The 16,997-nt window shown below is 26.1% G+C and carries 18 protein-coding genes; 17 read left to right on the top strand and 1 reads right to left on the bottom strand.

Going from position 1 to position 16,997, the window contains the following annotated elements:
* Positions 1–209: 209 nt before the first annotated feature.
* From J2Z53_RS01745 to J2Z53_RS01705, 9 genes are all read left to right on the top strand, one after another.
* On the top strand, positions 210–989 hold the full coding sequence (locus tag J2Z53_RS01745; RefSeq protein ID WP_209795501.1) for a histidinol-phosphatase: 780 nt from the start codon (positions 210–212) through the stop codon (positions 987–989).
* A gap of 233 nt (positions 990–1,222) precedes the next feature.
* Positions 1,223–1,756 (top strand): 2'-5' RNA ligase family protein, encoded by a 534-nt coding sequence (locus tag J2Z53_RS01740; RefSeq protein ID WP_209795500.1) that lies wholly within the window; start codon positions 1,223–1,225, stop codon positions 1,754–1,756.
* Positions 1,757–1,983: 227 nt separating this feature from the next.
* On the top strand, positions 1,984–3,300 hold the full coding sequence (locus tag J2Z53_RS01735; RefSeq protein WP_209795499.1) for an ABC transporter substrate-binding protein: 1,317 nt from the start codon (positions 1,984–1,986) through the stop codon (positions 3,298–3,300).
* A 75-nt stretch (positions 3,301–3,375) separates the two neighbouring features.
* A complete protein-coding gene (locus J2Z53_RS01730) occupies positions 3,376–4,281 on the top strand; it encodes a carbohydrate ABC transporter permease (RefSeq protein WP_209795498.1) in 906 nt (301 codons plus the stop codon).
* A 19-nt stretch (positions 4,282–4,300) separates the two neighbouring features.
* On the top strand, positions 4,301–5,167 hold the full coding sequence (locus tag J2Z53_RS01725) for a carbohydrate ABC transporter permease (RefSeq protein ID WP_327786693.1): 867 nt from the start codon (positions 4,301–4,303) through the stop codon (positions 5,165–5,167).
* Between the two features lie 19 nt (positions 5,168–5,186).
* Complete coding sequence (locus J2Z53_RS01720; protein ID WP_209795497.1) at positions 5,187–6,296, top strand: ABC transporter ATP-binding protein; 1,110 nt, start codon at positions 5,187–5,189, stop codon at positions 6,294–6,296.
* Positions 6,297–6,417: 121 nt separating this feature from the next.
* Complete coding sequence (locus tag J2Z53_RS01715) at positions 6,418–7,857, top strand: FAD-dependent oxidoreductase (RefSeq protein ID WP_209795496.1); 1,440 nt, start codon at positions 6,418–6,420, stop codon at positions 7,855–7,857.
* Entirely contained in the window at positions 7,850–8,743 is an 894-nt protein-coding gene (locus J2Z53_RS01710) for a tocopherol cyclase family protein (protein WP_209795495.1), read from the top strand. The genes J2Z53_RS01715 and J2Z53_RS01710 overlap by 8 nt, the downstream gene beginning before the upstream one ends.
* Before the next feature lie 153 nt (positions 8,744–8,896).
* A complete protein-coding gene (locus J2Z53_RS01705; RefSeq protein WP_209795494.1) occupies positions 8,897–9,289 on the top strand; it encodes a hypothetical protein in 393 nt (130 codons plus the stop codon).
* Between the two features lie 114 nt (positions 9,290–9,403).
* On the opposite strand, the gene J2Z53_RS01700 is transcribed toward J2Z53_RS01705, so the two are convergent.
* On the bottom strand, positions 9,404–9,559 hold the full coding sequence (locus tag J2Z53_RS01700) for a hypothetical protein (RefSeq protein ID WP_209795493.1): 156 nt from the start codon (positions 9,557–9,559) through the stop codon (positions 9,404–9,406).
* 220 nt (positions 9,560–9,779) lie between these two features.
* Here J2Z53_RS01700 and J2Z53_RS01695 point away from each other — a divergent pair, with 220 nt between their 5' ends.
* The 8 genes from J2Z53_RS01695 to pilM all read left to right on the top strand — a co-directional run bounded on the left by J2Z53_RS01695 (position 9,780) and on the right by pilM (position 16,997).
* On the top strand, positions 9,780–9,926 hold the full coding sequence (locus tag J2Z53_RS01695; protein ID WP_209795492.1) for a hypothetical protein: 147 nt from the start codon (positions 9,780–9,782) through the stop codon (positions 9,924–9,926).
* 243 nt (positions 9,927–10,169) lie between these two features.
* Positions 10,170–11,039 (top strand): methionyl aminopeptidase, encoded by an 870-nt coding sequence (locus J2Z53_RS01690; RefSeq protein WP_209795491.1) that lies wholly within the window; start codon positions 10,170–10,172, stop codon positions 11,037–11,039.
* A 166-nt stretch (positions 11,040–11,205) separates the two neighbouring features.
* A complete protein-coding gene (locus J2Z53_RS01685; protein ID WP_209795490.1) occupies positions 11,206–12,882 on the top strand; it encodes a GspE/PulE family protein in 1,677 nt (558 codons plus the stop codon).
* A 17-nt stretch (positions 12,883–12,899) separates the two neighbouring features.
* On the top strand, positions 12,900–14,105 hold the full coding sequence (locus tag J2Z53_RS01680) for a type II secretion system F family protein (protein ID WP_209795489.1): 1,206 nt from the start codon (positions 12,900–12,902) through the stop codon (positions 14,103–14,105).
* Positions 14,106–14,145: 40 nt separating this feature from the next.
* Positions 14,146–14,583 (top strand): prepilin-type N-terminal cleavage/methylation domain-containing protein, encoded by a 438-nt coding sequence (locus tag J2Z53_RS12945; RefSeq protein ID WP_327786692.1) that lies wholly within the window; start codon positions 14,146–14,148, stop codon positions 14,581–14,583.
* 80 nt (positions 14,584–14,663) lie between these two features.
* Positions 14,664–15,131, top strand: a complete 468-nt coding sequence (locus J2Z53_RS12815) for a prepilin-type N-terminal cleavage/methylation domain-containing protein (protein ID WP_327786691.1) — start codon at positions 14,664–14,666, stop codon at positions 15,129–15,131.
* A 64-nt stretch (positions 15,132–15,195) separates the two neighbouring features.
* Positions 15,196–15,948, top strand: coding sequence for a prepilin peptidase (locus J2Z53_RS01665; protein ID WP_209795488.1), 753 nt, complete (start codon positions 15,196–15,198; stop codon positions 15,946–15,948).
* Between the two features lie 11 nt (positions 15,949–15,959).
* Positions 15,960–16,997, top strand: a complete 1,038-nt coding sequence (gene pilM / locus J2Z53_RS01660; RefSeq protein ID WP_209795487.1) for a pilus assembly protein PilM — start codon at positions 15,960–15,962, stop codon at positions 16,995–16,997.

The raw sequence follows: 16,997 nt of genomic DNA, 5'->3' as shown, positions 1-16,997 counted from the left end.
TTAAGATATATTTAAATTATATTGGATATTTAATCATAATTATGTAAAATTATATATATAAAATAAATTTTAAACTTATAATATGAATTAAAAACTATAAATTAGTTTTTAATTCATATTAAATTTATAAAAGTATAATAAAGTGAATATATATTTTTATAAGTTTTGTTAAGGTTTATATATTATATTTTTACATAGGAGGAATAAGAATGAAGAGTAATTACCATACACATAATTATAGGTGTAAACATGCAAAAGGGAAAATTGAAGATTATGTAAAGATGGCAATAGAAGAAGGTTTTGATGAAATTGGTATCTCAGATCATCTCCCTCATCCAGGAATGGATATTGACAATGGAAGTAGGATGAATTATGAGGATTTGCCAGAATACTTTAAGGAGATAGATGAAGTTATTAAAAAGTATGGAGATAAAATATCAATTAAAAAATCTATGGAATGTGAGTATTTTCCTCACTTTGAATGGTTATATAAAGAACTTTTAGAAGAGTATAAAGTTGATTATCTTTTATTAGGAGCACATTTTTTTCCTTACAATGGAGAGTGGGTTTATGTAGGAAGAGCTAATTTAACTCCAGAGAAATTAGAGTGCTATGTAGATTTTGTAGTAAAATCTATGAAGACAGGATTGTTTAAATGTCTTGCTCATCCTGATTTATTTGGACTTGATTATATAAATTGGGATGAACATACAATTAAATCATCTAGAAAAATACTTAAAGCAGCAGAAGAACTAGATATACCTATAGAAATAAATGTTAATGGTTTTAGAAAACCTAAAGTTAAATATAACAATGGGGAAAGATATAGTTATCCAATAAAAGATTTTTGGAAACTTGCAAAGGAATATAATGTGAAAATAATTGTTGGAATTGATGCACATAATCCTTGTGAAATGGCAGATTTAGATATAGGATTAAAATTTGCAAAGGAACTTGGATTAAGTTTAATAGATAGATTATACATATAAATATTAAATTTCAAATATTTAAATATGTTTTAAATAAAAGCTTATCTAAAATATATTTATAAAAATTATATATTTCAATATATAGTTATATATTGAAATAAAAGTTAATTAAGTAAATTTTATATTATAAAAAGATATATTTAAAATCTAAAGTTTAAAATGTGATAAAATATATCAAGGATAATTTTTATAAATTTAGGTATATAAGAAGAAGATTACTTTGGAGGAATAATATGTATGTAGTAGATATGTTTTTAGATAAAAAATCATCCAGATATGTTAAATCTATTTGGCAAGCTTTAAGTGAAAATGGAATTGATTCAAGTCTTATTAATATGGATGGACTTTTTCCACATATTACTTTAGCAGTTTATGATGATATAGATAAAAATAAATTTATAGAAAAGATGAAAGAATTTAAGTTGCAACTTGATGTTATTGATACAAAATTTGATGTTTTAGGGGCATTTCCAACGACAGGAGCTTGCATAACAACGCCAGTAGTAACAGAAGAACTATTAACTCTTCATAGAAAATATTATGATTATTTTAAAGAGTTTAATAGTAATGCAAGAGCTTATTATTTGCCAGACAATTGGAATCCTCATTGTAGCTTAGCAATGGGATTAGATAAAGAAAAGCTTATGGAGGCTTTTAAATTTATTTTAAATATGTATGAACCTTTTGAAGCAAGTTTGGAGGATATTGCTTTATATGAAATAGAGATGGAAAATGGAAAGTTTACAGATAGTATAAGATTATTTTAAATAAAAAAGAGTTATTTTATTTATTAAGTTAGTAAATAAAATAACTCTTTTTATTTATCAATTTAAAAATTTTCCATTAAATTTGATTTACATATAGTAATAACACAAGTAAACGGTGAATAAAATTAAATATCTAAGAAATTATATAAAGTTTTCATAAAATTATTAAAAAGATTCTAATATGTAAAACATATTTAAAATAAAAATAATATAGGGGGAATTATTTTATGAAAAAAATAAAATTATTGTCAACTATACTTGCAGCTACTTTAAGTATATCATTATTAGCTGGGTGTGGTGGAAAAAAGGCAGAAGATAAGGTTTCATCTAACCAAGTGGAAATAACTTGGTGGGCTTTTCCAAATTTTGAAACTAAAGATGGGGTAGTTGGTAAATATGAGGAAGAAATAGCAGCAGATTTTATGAAAAAGAATCCAGATATAAAAGTTAATGTAGAAATGTTATCTTTTAATGGTGGTGGTGAAAAAATAAATTCAGCAATAGCTTCAAAATCTGCACCAGATGTTTTATATGATGCACCAGGAAGAATAATTGATTATGCAAGAATTGGAGCATTAGCACCAGTAGATGATATGATAAAAGATTTAAAAGGTGATGTATCTGAGTCAATCCTTCAAGGTTGTAAATTAGATGATAAGTACTATATGTATCCATTTAATACAACTAATTTTATGATGTCTGCAAATAAGCAAATGTTTGAGGAGGCTGGACTATTAGATATGCTTCCTTTAGATAAAAAGGATAGGCAATGGACAGTAGAAGAATTTGAAAAAGTATTAAAGGCTATTAAAAAAGCAAAACCAGAAGTAATGCCATTAACATTCTTTAGTAAGAGTACAGCAGGGGACCAAGGAACAAGAGCTTTTGTTGCAAACCTTTACGGTGGAAGTGTAATGAATAAAGATCAAACAGCTTATACCTTTGATAAACCTGAAGCTATAAAATCAATGGAATGGGTTAAAAAAGCAATTGATCAAGGTCTTATTGGAAAGGGAACTGAAGCTTTAGCTTCAAATGATGCAATTGATTTATACTTACAACAAAAAGCTGCTATAAGTATATTATCTTCAACTGGATTAATAAAGAGTAATGAATCAAAGAAATCTACTAAATTTGATGATATATTACTACCAATACCTGCACCAAAGGGAAAACTAGCATTAGAATCTCTTATTGGTGGATTATGTGTATTTGATAATGGTGATGAAGCAAAAATAGAAGCTTCAAAAAAATTCATAGATTTTATGTGCAATGATAAAGAGTGGCAAAAGAAAAACTTAAAAGCAACTGGAACATTTTCAGTTAGAGATTCTGTAAAGGGATTATATGATGATGAAGAAATGAAGTTTGCAGAGAGAATGGGTAAATATACTGCTAAATATTATAATACAGTAAATGGATTTGCTGAAATGAGAACTCATTGGTTCCCAGCACTTCAAGAAATTACTTTAGGAAAAGCTTCTCCTAAAGATGCTTTAAAAGCTTTTAATGACAAGGCAAATGAAACTCTTAATAAAAAATAATAGAAAATAATAATGAATGGGAGTATAAAAATACTCCCTTCATATTAATAGATTATAAAGAAAGGATGAGTTTATATGAGCAATGCATTAAAAAATAAAAAGCATCATAATAAATTAGCAAGAAAAGAATGGATAGCTGCTTATTTATTTTTACTACCAGCTGCTGTATTCTTTTTTGGGTTTGTAATATTACCAATGATTGGTGGAGCTATTATGAGTTTTTTTGATTATAATCCAAAAACTTCAGAATTTATAGGATTACAAAATTATATAAATATATTCCAAGATGAAGTATTTAGAAAATCTTTATGGAATACTTTATTTTTAGTTATTGGAAATGTGCCTATAGTAGTAGTTTTTTCTATGTTTGTTGCTTTAAACATATTTAAAAAATCATCAAAAGTTAGATCATTTTTTAGATCAATTTTCTATCTTCCAGCTATAGCTTCTGTAGTAAGTATTACAGTTGTATGGGGATGGATATTTCATCCTAATTATGGAATATTAAATTATATTTTAAGTTTTTTGGGAGTAGATCCACAAGTGTGGCTTGGAGATCCTGGTATTGCAAAATGGGCAATATTAATGGTTCTTGTTACATTATCTGTTGGACAACCAATAGTTCTTTATATGGCATCTCTAGGAAACATACCAAAAGATTATTTAGAGGCAGCAGAAATTGACGGAGCTAATTCAAACCAAGTATTTAGACATATAACATGGCCTTTATTAAAACCAACAACATTATATATAGTTATTATAACTACAATAAATTCCTTCCAATGTTTTTCACTTATTCAGCTATTAACAGCAGGTGGACCAAATTATGCAACTACTACAATTATGTATCAAGTTTATGAAAGATCCTTTACTTTAGGACAATATGGACTTGCTTCATCTATGGGAGTTGTTCTTGCAATTATAGTTATGGCAATATCAGTAATTCAATATAAGTACTTAGGTACTGATGTGGAATATTAGAGGAAAGGAGAAAAAATTCATGTTCTTTAAAAAGAAAAAGGAAAAAGAAGAATTATATGACTGGAGAGATCAATGGACTCCAAAACATATTACTGCTTTTATGGTATTATGCTTATTTACTGTAATATTTATTTTCCCCTTTTATTGGATTATAACAGGAGCTTTTAAAGATCAAGGGGCAGCAATTGCTATGCCACCACAATGGTTTCCAGCAGACCCTACAATGCAAAATTGGTTAAGTTTATCAAAGCAACCTTTAGTAAGATGGACATTTAATAGTTTTTTTATAGCAATATCTACTACTTTTTTAGTTTGTTTAACATCAGCTTTAGCTGGATATGTTTTAGCAAAAAAAAGATTTCCAGGAAGAAAATTTGCTTTTTGGCTACTTATAGTAGCTATGGCACTTCCAAAACAAGTAATAATGGTTCCGTTATTTAATATACTAACTACCTTAGATTGGATAGACACTTATAAATCATTAATATTACCAGCTGTAGGATGGCCTTTTGGAATATTTTTAATGAAACAATTTAGTGAAACAATACCAACTGAATTAATAGAAGCAGCTAAAATTGATGGTTGTTCAGAACTTAGTATATTTAAAAATATAGTGATTCCTATAGTTAAACCAGGCATAGCAGCCCTTGGAATATTTACTTTCATAAGTTCTTGGAATGACTATTTTATGCAATTAATATTAATAAGAAGCAAAACAATGCAAACTCTTCCTTTAGGAATAGCTACAATGCAATTAGAATTTGCAACTGATTATGGTCTTATGATGGCAGGTGCTGCTTTAGCATCAATACCTATGATAATAATATTTTTAATGTTCCAAAAATCCTTTACCCAAGGTATAACAATTGGAGCTGTAAAGGGTTAATAAATTAGGAGGTAATATTATGTCAGCAGTAGTATTAAAAAATATCGAAAAAGTTTATGAAAATGGTTTTAAGGCTGTAAAAAATTTTAATTTAGAAATTGAAGATAGAGAATTTATTGTTTTTGTTGGACCTTCGGGATGTGGAAAATCAACAACACTTAGAATGATTGCAGGACTTGAAGAAATATCAGAAGGAGAATTATATATAGATGGAAATATTGTAAATGATGTAGAACCTAAAGATAGAGACATTGCAATGGTTTTTCAAAATTATGCATTATATCCTCACATGACAGTAGAGGAAAATATGGCATTTTCTTTAAAATTAAAAAAAGTACCTAAGGAAGAAATAAAAAGAAAAGTAAATGAAGCAGCTAAGGTATTAGATATAGTTCATTTACTTGACAGAAAACCTAAAGCATTATCAGGAGGTCAAAGACAGAGAGTTGCTATGGGAAGGGCTATAGTTAGAAATCCTAAAGTTTTTTTAATGGATGAGCCACTTTCAAATTTAGATGCAAAATTAAGAGTTCAAATGAGAACAGAAATAGCAAAATTATATAATGAATTAAATACTACATTTATATATGTTACTCATGATCAAACAGAAGCTATGACCCTTGGAACAAGAATTGTAGTTATGAAAGATGGAGTAGTTCAGCAAATAGATACTCCAAAGAAAATATACGAAAATCCTAAAAATTTATTTGTAGCTGGATTTATAGGAAGTCCACAAATGAATATATTAAATGGAGAATCATATGAAAAGGAAGGTACAGTATATTTAAAAATTTTAGATACAGAAATAAAATTGCCAAAGGAAAAGGGAGAAGTTCTTAAGAAGACAAATAATTTAAATACTAATTTATTTGTTGGAATAAGACCAGAAAATATAAGTTGCAAAAGAGAAGATATAGAAAATAAAGAAAATTCTGTATTTAAACTTAATATAGAAGTTTCAGAAAATTTAGGTGCAGAAACTTATTTACATCTTAAAAGTGAAGATAAAACTATAATAATAAAAACTGCAACAGCTGATAATATAAATACAAAGGGTTTAGTTGAATTTGTAATGGATTTAAATAAGCTTCATATATTTGATAAAAATAGTGAAGAGACAATATTTTAATAAATTAAATAATATATTATTAAAAGTAACATCATTTGTTAAATTTACAGGTGATGTTATTTTTATGGAATAAATTGAATTTAAATAATAAAAAATGGAATACTAACTAAGAGGTGATTTTATGAAATCGGTATGGAGTGAAAGTTTAAAGTTAAGAAAGAGAGAAACTTTAAGTAAAGATATAGAAACAGACGTAGTAGTAATAGGTGGAGGTATTGCAGGATTATTAATAGCATATTTTTTAAAGAAAAAAGGAAAAGAAGTGGTAGTTATTGAAGCTAAAGAAATTTTAAGTGGCAATACAAAAGATACTACTGCTAAAATAACATCACAACATGACATAATTTATAGTAAATTAATAAAGGAGTTTGGAAAAGATAAAGCAAAAGAGTATGCATATGCAAATGAATTAGCAATAAAAAAATATAAAGAAATAATTAAAGAAGAAAATATTAATTGTGATTTTGAAGAGATGCCAGCTTATTTATATTCATTAGATAATATTGATTTACTTAAAGATGAGTTAGAGGCAGCAAAATCTTTAGGAATAGATGCTGAATTAGTATATGATTTAAAACTTCCTTTTAAGGTTAAAGGAGCATTAAAGTTTAACAATCAAGGACAATTTAATCCTCTTAAATTTTTAAATGAAATAGCAAAAGAATTAGTTATTTATGAAAATACAATGGCAATAGATATTAAAGAAAACTTAGTTATAACAAATAAAGGAAAAATAAAAGCAAATAATATAGTAGTTGCTACCCATTTTCCATTTTTAAATGTTCCTGGTTATTATTTTATGAGAATGCATCAAGAAAGATCCTATGTAATAGCTCTAGAAAATGCAGATGATGTTTGTGGAATGTATATTGATATTAATAAAAATGGATATTCCTTTAGAAATTATAAGGATTTATTATTATTAGGTGGAATTCCAAAAAGAACTGGGCAAAATGAAAAAGGTGGAAGTTATGATGCTTTAAGGAAAATAGCTAAGGAGCTTTATCCAAAATCCAAGGAAAAATATTGTTGGTCTGCTCAAGATTGCATGACTTTAGATGGGATACCATATATTGGACAGTATTCGGAGAAAACATCTAATTTATATGTAGCCACTGGATTTAATAAGTGGGGAATGACTAGTGCTATGGTATCTGCAATGATATTAAGTGATATGATAACTGGAAAAGAAAATAATTTTTCAGAAATTTTTTCTCCAAAAAGATTTGATATGTCTTTATCAATTAATAATTTAATAGAAGATGGATTAGAAACAGCAAAAAATTATATAGCACAAAAGATATATATTCCAGATAGTGAATTAAAGGATATTAGAAATGGTTATGGAGGAGTTATTGAATATAAAGGAGATAAGGTTGGTGTATATAAGGATAAGGAAGGAAAAGGATTTTTTGTAACAACTAAGTGCCCTCACTTAGGATGTGAACTTCATTGGAATAGTGATGAATTAAGTTGGGATTGCCCATGTCATGGTTCAAGATTTGATTATAAAGGAAATTGGTTAGGGGGACCAGCAACTAAAGGACTTAAAGATGATTAATTTTCACGGATATAATAAAAAAAGAAACTTTTTTGAAGGATGGTATTTTAAGCATCAAACAAAGGAGAATACAATAGCCTTTATTCCAGGTATAAATATAGACGGTAAAGGATACAAATATGCATTTATTCAAGTTATAACAAATAAATTTTCTTATAATTTTAAATATGATTTTTCAGATTTTAAGGTAAGTAAAAATGAATTAAGAATAAAAATAGGAAATAATATTTTTTCAAAAGAAGGCATTTATATAGATATAAAGGATGAAAATTTAATAATAAAGGGAGAGGTAAAATATAGAGAATTAACACCAATAAAATATGATATTATGGGACCTTTTAAATATGTACCATTTATGGAATGTAACCATGGAGTTTTAAGTATGTATCATAAATTAAAGGGAAAATTTATTATTAATAATGAAAAAATAAATTTAGATAATGGAATAGGATATATTGAAAAAGATTTTGGAACTTCCTTTCCAAAGGAATATTTATGGACTCAATGTAACCTATTTGAAAATACTACAGAAGATTATAAATATTCAATAATGGCATCAGTTGCAAATATACCTTTTATGGGAGGAAATTTTAGAGGATGCATATGTATTGTTTATTATAAAGGTAAAGAATATAGATTAGCTACATATAATGGAGTTAGAGTTTTAAAATATAGTAATGATTCATTAGTATTAAAAAGAGGTAAATATAAATTAGAAATTAAAGTAATGAGCCAAAAACCACAAAAACTTTTAGCTCCTTTAAAGGGGAATATGGAAAAAATAATACATGAAAATCCATCATGTAGGGCAACTTTTAAATTTTATATAAATAATGAATTAGCATTTAATCTTTATAGTGATAATTGTAGTTTTGAATATGTCTAATAATGTATAATTATAATACAATAAATAGATATTTAGGAGATGAAATTCACTTAAACCTATTATTTTGAATACACTAATATTAAGTAGGGATATCTTAAAATTTTTTAAGATAGCCCTTTAAATGCTTATAAGGAAGTAGGTGTATTTTAAAATATGGAAAGATTAGAAAGAATTTTTAAAGAAGCTTCCCTTAGAGCTGTAATTTTTTCAAAAAAGAATTTAGGAATAAAGTTGGATTTTTCGGAGGAAAGTTTAAATTTCCTTGATGATATATTAGAAGTATTTCATAAAGAAATTGAATTAGATACTATTAATAATGATAAGATAATAGACTTATCAATGGCATTTGGAGGATACCTTGGAGAAGTAATAAGTAAGAATATTGGAGGAGTATGGGAAGAAAACAATGGGAAAATAATATTTCTAGAAGTTTATAATAACAAAGTATTACCACTTAATATAGTATATAAAAGAATAAATATTGGAGAAAGAGCTTCAATAAAGAGATGGTATACTAAATTTAAAGAAAAGATATGTTATATTTGAAAAGAGTGAAAAAATTAAGCTAGTAAAATAAAAATTACTAGCTTAATTTAATTTTTATATAAATTTTAATTAATATTATATTTTAAATATATTTAGAATATAAGAGTTTTTAATTTAAAAGCCTTCCTTTTTGGCCTCTATTCCACTTTCATTTATTCCTGGTTCTTTTGTTGTTGTAGTAAATGTATTTTTTGACCAATGTTGTTTATGTTTAAACCCATTTTCATTATAGTTTTCTTTAGAATAAATTCTTTTATGTTTACTTTTCATAATATCACTCCTTAAAAGTTTTATTCATTTATAGTATGTTAATTAATTTAAAAATTATATTATATTAATAATTCATTTTTTAATAAAAAAAGGTTATTTAAATATAATTTATATTAAGTAAATTTAAATTTATTGGAATTAAAAGAATATTAAAAGAATATAATTTTTGTATAAGGAGATAAGAATGTGAAACAGTAAATAAAAGGAGGAATTTAAACTTATGAATATGAATTCTATACCAAATATAGATAGTTATGTAGCAAAGTATATGGATGATAATGGATGCAGTTTTGAGGAGGCATGTAATGATTTAGGATTAGATAAAGAACTTGTTTTTAATCAAAAATATAATAGGGAGCTTGAATAAAAATTATTAATATATTTATACAAATAAGCAAAATAATAAACTAATAAATAAATTACAATTAATTTGTATTATTTTTAGGTTTATTATTTTGCTTTTTTAGTTATAATAATATTTTTAATTAGTATATCTTTAATTAAATTTAGTATAATTTTAATTAAAGATTATTATTTTTGAAAAAAATTTAGGTAATGGATATAATATAAATTAAGATATTATTTTGAAATAGAGGAAAGAGGTAAAAATATGAAGATAAATAGAAATGATAGTTGTTGGTGTGGTAGTGGCAAGAAATATAAAAAGTGTCATGCTGATTTTGATGAAAAATATGAAGCACTAAAAAGGCAGGGACATATTATGCCTTCAAGAGAAATTATAAAAAATGAAGAACAAATAGAAGGTATAAGAAGAAGTGCAAAAATAAATAATGAAATTCTTGATTTAGTTGGAGAAAAAATAAAAGAGGGAATGAGCACTGAAGAAATTAACAAGATAGTATATGATTATACAATTAGTAAGGGTGCTATACCTGCTCCTTTAAATTATGGTGGCTTTCCTAAGAGTGTTTGTACTTCAATAAATGAAGAGGTTTGCCATGGTATCCCAGATGAAAATATAATTTTAAAAGAAGGAGATATAATAAATGTAGATGTCTCAACAATAAAAGATGGATATTATTCAGATGCTTCAAGAATGTATATGATGGGTAATGTTTCAGAAGAAGCTAAAAGATTAGTTGAAGTTTCAAGAGAGTGTTTAAGAAAAGGAATTGAGGCAGTTAAACCTTGGGGATTTCTAGGAGATGTTGGAGCTGCAATTCAAGAATATGCAGAAGAAAATGGATATTCAGTTGTAAGAGATTTTGGGGGACATGGAGTTGGAATTAAGTTTCATGAGGATCCATTTGTTGCTCATGTAGGAACTAGAGGAGAAGGAATGGTACTTGCACCAGGAATGATATTTACTATAGAACCTATGATAAATCAAGGTGAATATGAAGTTTTTGTTGATGCAGATAATGATTGGACAGCAATAACAGAAGATGGTTCTCTTTCATCACAATGGGAACATACAATTTTAGTAACAGAAGATGGAGTGGAAATAATAGCATATTAAATATTATACAAAAATGTAGAAAGGTTTATTTTCTACATTTTTTGCTATAAAATTAAAAAAGTTAATCTAATTTGTAAATTAAATAATAAAATTATAAAATCGATAGAATTTCATTAGAAGTATGTATTAAAATATTGTATAATTATTATGAAATTAAGGTGATTATATGAATACTAAAAAAAGATTAGGTGATCTTTTAGTTGAGCTTGGATATATAACAGAAGATCAAGTAAAAGATGCGATAAAAGTTCAAAAAGCTACAGGAAAAAGACTTGGAAGAATTTTTGTAGAACAAGGACTTATAACGGAAGAAAGTTTATTAAATTTATTAGAACTTCAACTTGGTATTCCGAGAATAGATTTAGAATTAATTGATATTGATATGAAGGCAGTTTCAACAATATCAGAAGCTTTAGCAAAGAAATATAATTTAATACCAGTAAAATTTAGAGATGGAAATCTTATTGTGGCAATGTCTGACCCACTAAATATATTTGCAGAGGAAGATGTAGCATTATCTTCAGGATATAAAATAGAAGTTGGAATTGCTATGGAGAAAGAAATCAATGAAGCAATTGCAAAATATTATTCTAAAAATTATATGGAAAAAGCAGAAGCAAAGCTTAATGAAAGAGAAAAGTTAGAAGAAAAGAAAGAAGATCTAATAAAAAATGATCAAAATGAGTCTCCAGCAGTAAAACTTATAGATAGAATTATAGAAAATGCAATTAGAAATAAAGCAAGTGATATACATATTGAACCACAGAAAGATAAAATAATAATAAGATATAGGATAGATGGAAAGCTTAGAAAACAATTTGAAGCTCCAAAGGAACCGTTAAATTCAATGGTAACTAGAATAAAACTATTAAGTGGTATGGATATTTCAGAAAGAAGAGCTCCTCAAGATGGTAAAATTTTAGTTCGTATTGATGATAGAGAAATTGACTTAAGGGTATCAATTTTACCTTCTATAAATGGGGAAAATTTAGTTATAAGAATACTTGATAACTCTTCTTTTGAATTTACAAAGGAAAATTTAGGCTTTACAATAAAGGACATAGAACTTTTAAAAAAAATAACAAGAAATCCTTATGGAATGCTTCTTGTTACAGGGCCAACTGGAAGTGGTAAAACTTCAACACTTTATTCATTGCTTAAAGATTTAAAAACAGAAGAAAATAATGTAATAACTTTAGAGGATCCAGTTGAATATAGTATGGATGGTATAATTCAAGTAAATGTTAATACAAAGGCAGGGCTAACATTTAAGTCAGGTCTTAAAGCTATACTAAGACAAGATCCAGATGTAATAATGATAGGTGAAATTAGAGATGAAGAAACAGCATCTATGGCAATAAGAGCAGCTATAACAGGTCATAATGTTTTAAGCACTCTACATACCAATGATGCACCCTCAGCTATAATAAGATTGATGGATATGGGAATTCCATCATATTTAATTGCTACATCAATTGTTGGTATAGTGGCACAAAGATTAATTAGAAAGCTTTGCAATAATTGTAAAGAGCCATATATGGCAACTGACTATGAAAAAAAGTTATTAGGAGTAGATATTAATAAAGATCTTACTTTATATAAACCAGTTGGTTGTCCTAAGTGTTCTGGGACAGGCTATAAAGGAAGAACTGGATTATTTGAAATTATGGAAATAAATCATAATATTAGAGAACTTATTTCAAATAGAGAATCCTTTGATAAAATAAGGGAAGAGTCTATTAAGAATGGAATGAAAACACTATTTGAATCTGGAAGTGAAATTGTAAAAGGTGGAGTAAGTAGTATTAATGAACTTATGAGAATAACCTTAATAAGTAAATAAAGGAGATATAGAAAAATATGCCTTTATATAAATATAAAGCAAAAAATCTTGATGGAAAAGTAATTAAGGGAAAAATAGATATAGAAAATAGTGAGGAACTTAGAAAGCTATTAAGAGAAAGGGGATTCTTTTTAGTAGATTATGAGGATTCTGGAATGTCTATTAATATAGATTTAGGAATGTTTAGGAAAATACCTAAAAAAGACATATCAATATTTTGTAGAGAAATGTACTTTTCACTGACATCTGGTATTAGTATTGTTCAGAGCTTAGAAATTGTAAAAGAACAAATTGAAAATAAAAAGCTTAAAAATATTTTGTATAATGTTTTTGATGATATAAAAAGAGGAAGAATGCTTTCTGATGCATTTAAACAATATGATGATCTTCCAAATCTATTTATATATATGCTTCAAGTAGGGGAAGAAACTGGAAGATTAGATGAAGTAATGGGAAATTTAGCTGATTATTATAATAATCAATATAAGCAAGAAAAAAAAATAAAAAATGCTTTAATTTATCCTAAATTTTTATTATGTTTTTCATTAATTGTTGTAAGTATATTGGTTGCCTTTGTTGTACCAATATTTGTACAAAATTTATTGTCAGCAAATGAAGTTTTACCAGTTCCAACTAAAATTGTAATTTGGATAAGTAGTTTCATAAAAAATAAATGGATGTACATAATAGCATTTTTAATTGTAATTAGTATACTAAAAATATTTATTTTAAATAAAAATAAAAAATATATTTATTTTAAAGATAGGTTTATAGTAAATTCTAAATTTATTAGAACAATTTCAATGCAAATATTTACTTCTAGATTTGCAAGAACCTTTTCTATTCTATTTGGTGGAGGAGTAAATGTTACAAGGTGTATTGAAATATGTGCTGATGTTATAGGAAATGAATTTATAAAAAGTAGACTTTTGCAAAGTAAAGAATTTATAAGTAATGGTTCAAGTATTGCAGAAGGCTTAGGTATGGAAAATACTTTTCCTAAAATGCTTATACAATCAATAAGGGTTGGAGAAGAATCAGGAACAGTAGAAGAAATTTTAAAAAAAGCATCAGAATTTTATGATTCTGAGGCGAATTTTGCATTGGAAAAACTATCAAATCTAGTTGAACCTATAATGATTATATTATTAGCGTTTTTAGTAGGATTTGTTGTAATATCTTTAGTTTTACCAATATTCTCAATGTATGATGCTGTTAAATAGGCGAAAAGCTTATATATAAATATTTAAGGAGGAATAAATTATGAATAAACTTATGAAGAAGAAAAAGAAAGGATTTACATTAATAGAGCTTATAGCAGTAATAGCAATACTTGCAATATTAGCTGCAATTGCAGTTCCAAGAGTAATATCATATGTAGATAAATCAAAGAGAGTTGCAGTTCAAACAGAAGCAACAACAATATATAATGCTGCAGAAGCTGCTTATAATGATGGTAAAATAGTAGCTGCAGATAAAACGGCATTTGATGCTTTAAAAGTTAGTGATGTTGTTACAACTTTAGAAGGTGCTAATTTATTAAGTACTTCAACTAATTTAGATAAGTTTGGTAATCTTAAGGATACTCTAACACTTAAAAATTTAGCAGATATAATGAATACAAATGAAGCTAAATTAGCAGTTAATAGTCAAGGACAATTAACTACATTACCACAAGCTACTGATCAAGTTAGCCACTAAAATATGTTATCAATATGGATTTAAAAGGCTGTCTTATGGCAGCCTTTTAATGAATTATATCGTAAGGGGGAGCGTATATAGTGAAGAAAAAAGGATTTACGTTAATAGAACTTATAGCAGTAATAGCAATACTTGCAATATTAGCTGCAATTGCAGTTCCAAGAGTGATACAATATGTGGATAATTCAAAAAAAGTAGCTATACAATCAGAAGCAAAAGTAATATATAATGCAGCAGAAGCTGCTTACAATGATGGACTCTTAGTTCCTGATAGTAATAATGTATATGTTAAGAGAAATGAAGATGGTAAACCAGTGTCAAATGAAACAGTTAAATTTGATAATATGGTTCTTTTTTCAAGTTTATGTCAAGATGGTAAAGGTGGAGTATTAGAAATTTTAATTAAGAATAACCGTTTGAATGCAAATGAAATTAAGGATGATAAAATGTTTGGGCCGGCTTATACATTAGGAATGTTAAAAAATATAATTAATGCAGATCCTTCTAAATTAATTTTAGAAGATGATGGAAGTTTAAAAAATTGGTAATTGATAATAATTAAATTTATAAGATTAAAAAGATTTATTAAAAGAACTTTTAAAGGAGCAATAAATGATAGGATTAATATTTTTTATATTTGGATTAGTATTTGGAAGCTTTTTTAATGTATGCATTTATAGAATACCAAGAGAAGAAAATATAGCATTTCCTCCATCACATTGCGCAAACTGTGGTAGAGAACTTAAAGCATATGAATTAATACCAGTAATAAGTTGGGTTGTATTAAGAGGAAGATGTAGAAGTTGCAAAGAAAAGATAAGTTGTATTTATCCTTTAGTAGAGCTGATAACAGCATTTACTTTTTTAATTACATATATGAATTTTGGGATTTCAATTAACACATTTAAATATATAATTTTATTTTCAATACTTATAATATCAACATTTATAGATATAAAAACCAAAGAAGTTTATTTTAGTATTTCTTTGGTTGGATTTATATTTGGAATTATATTCATAGTAATAGATGTATTTAATGGAAAGCCTATAAAAGAAGGAATAATTAGCATATTAATACCTCTCATTATTGTTGGAATAATTTATTTAATAGCAAAAAGATTTGATGGCTTTGGAGGAGGAGATTTAGAAGTATATCTTTTTATAGCATTATATTTAACTCCTAAGTTAATAGGACTTACAATATTTTTCTCAATAGTACTTGGCGGAATTTTTTCTATAATACTTTTATGTATGGGAAAAAGAAAAGTTCAAATACCATTTGTCCCTTTTATTTCATTAGGAGCAATGATTGCAATATTATGGGGAAGCAATATACTTAATGTATATTTATCCTTATTTTTATAAGGAGGAAATGAATGTTTAGATTAAAAGAAAAAAATAGTATTGTTTTAGAGTTTAAAGATGACTTCATTGATATATTAGTTGGGAATATAAAGGAAGTTAAAATTTGTGATTCAATTCCTATTCCAAGGGGATTATGTGAAGAAGGATTTATTAAAGATACGAGAACTTTATCAGAAATTCTTCTAAAATATTTTTTGGAAAACAACATAGAAGAAGAAGAAGTTTCTTTTGTTATATTTGGAAGTGATGTTATAACAAGGTATATTCAAGTACCTTATATGAGAAAAGAAAATCTAAGAGAAACTATTGAATTTGAAATAAAAGAACTTATAAATGGAGAAGATTATTATTTAGATTATGAGATAATGAATAAAGATAATGATAAAAATAATCCTCAATTAGATATTTTAGTTGCAGCATGTATAAAGAAAAAAATAGATTCTTATGTTGAGTTAAGTAAGGCACTAAATAAAAAGTTAGACGTAATTGATGTTTTAACAAATACTATAAATAAAATTTTAGTAAATAGTTCTTTAATATATGAAAATAAAACAATTGCTATGTTTTACTTAGGATATAGCTTTAGTAATGTGGCAATTTCAGTAAATGGAATTTTAAAGCTTGAAAGAAATATACCTTTTGGTTTTCAAAATTTAATTAACGAATATCAAAAGGAACTAGAAGGTAATGAGGAAGAAAATTTATCATTAGAAAAAATATTAAGAGATATAAGTTTAGAGGGATATGATTTAAAAAAATTAGCTAATGATCATCCTAAGATAAAAGAATTAATAAATAATCTTTTATCTATTGTAGATAAAGCAATAAAATTTTATGAATCAGGAAATAGAGAAAAGAAAGTTAGTAAAATAGTAATATTATCAACATTAAATATTAATAAAGCTATAAGAAGTTACATAGAAAATTATTTTACTATAAGAAGTAATGTAATAACAAATATACAAGAGTTAGGTTTAGAAGTTAAAAATAACAATAGAGAGTTTATTAGATTTTTATCTCTTTATGGCTTGTTTTTAAGGAGAAATTGA

This window comes from Clostridium moniliforme (assembly GCF_017873235.1).
In the GTDB taxonomy this organism is placed as follows: domain Bacteria; phylum Bacillota; class Clostridia; order Clostridiales; family Clostridiaceae; genus Clostridium; species Clostridium moniliforme.
Note: the sequence above shows the minus strand (reverse complement) of the source record. Positions and strands in the feature narration are given on the sequence as shown.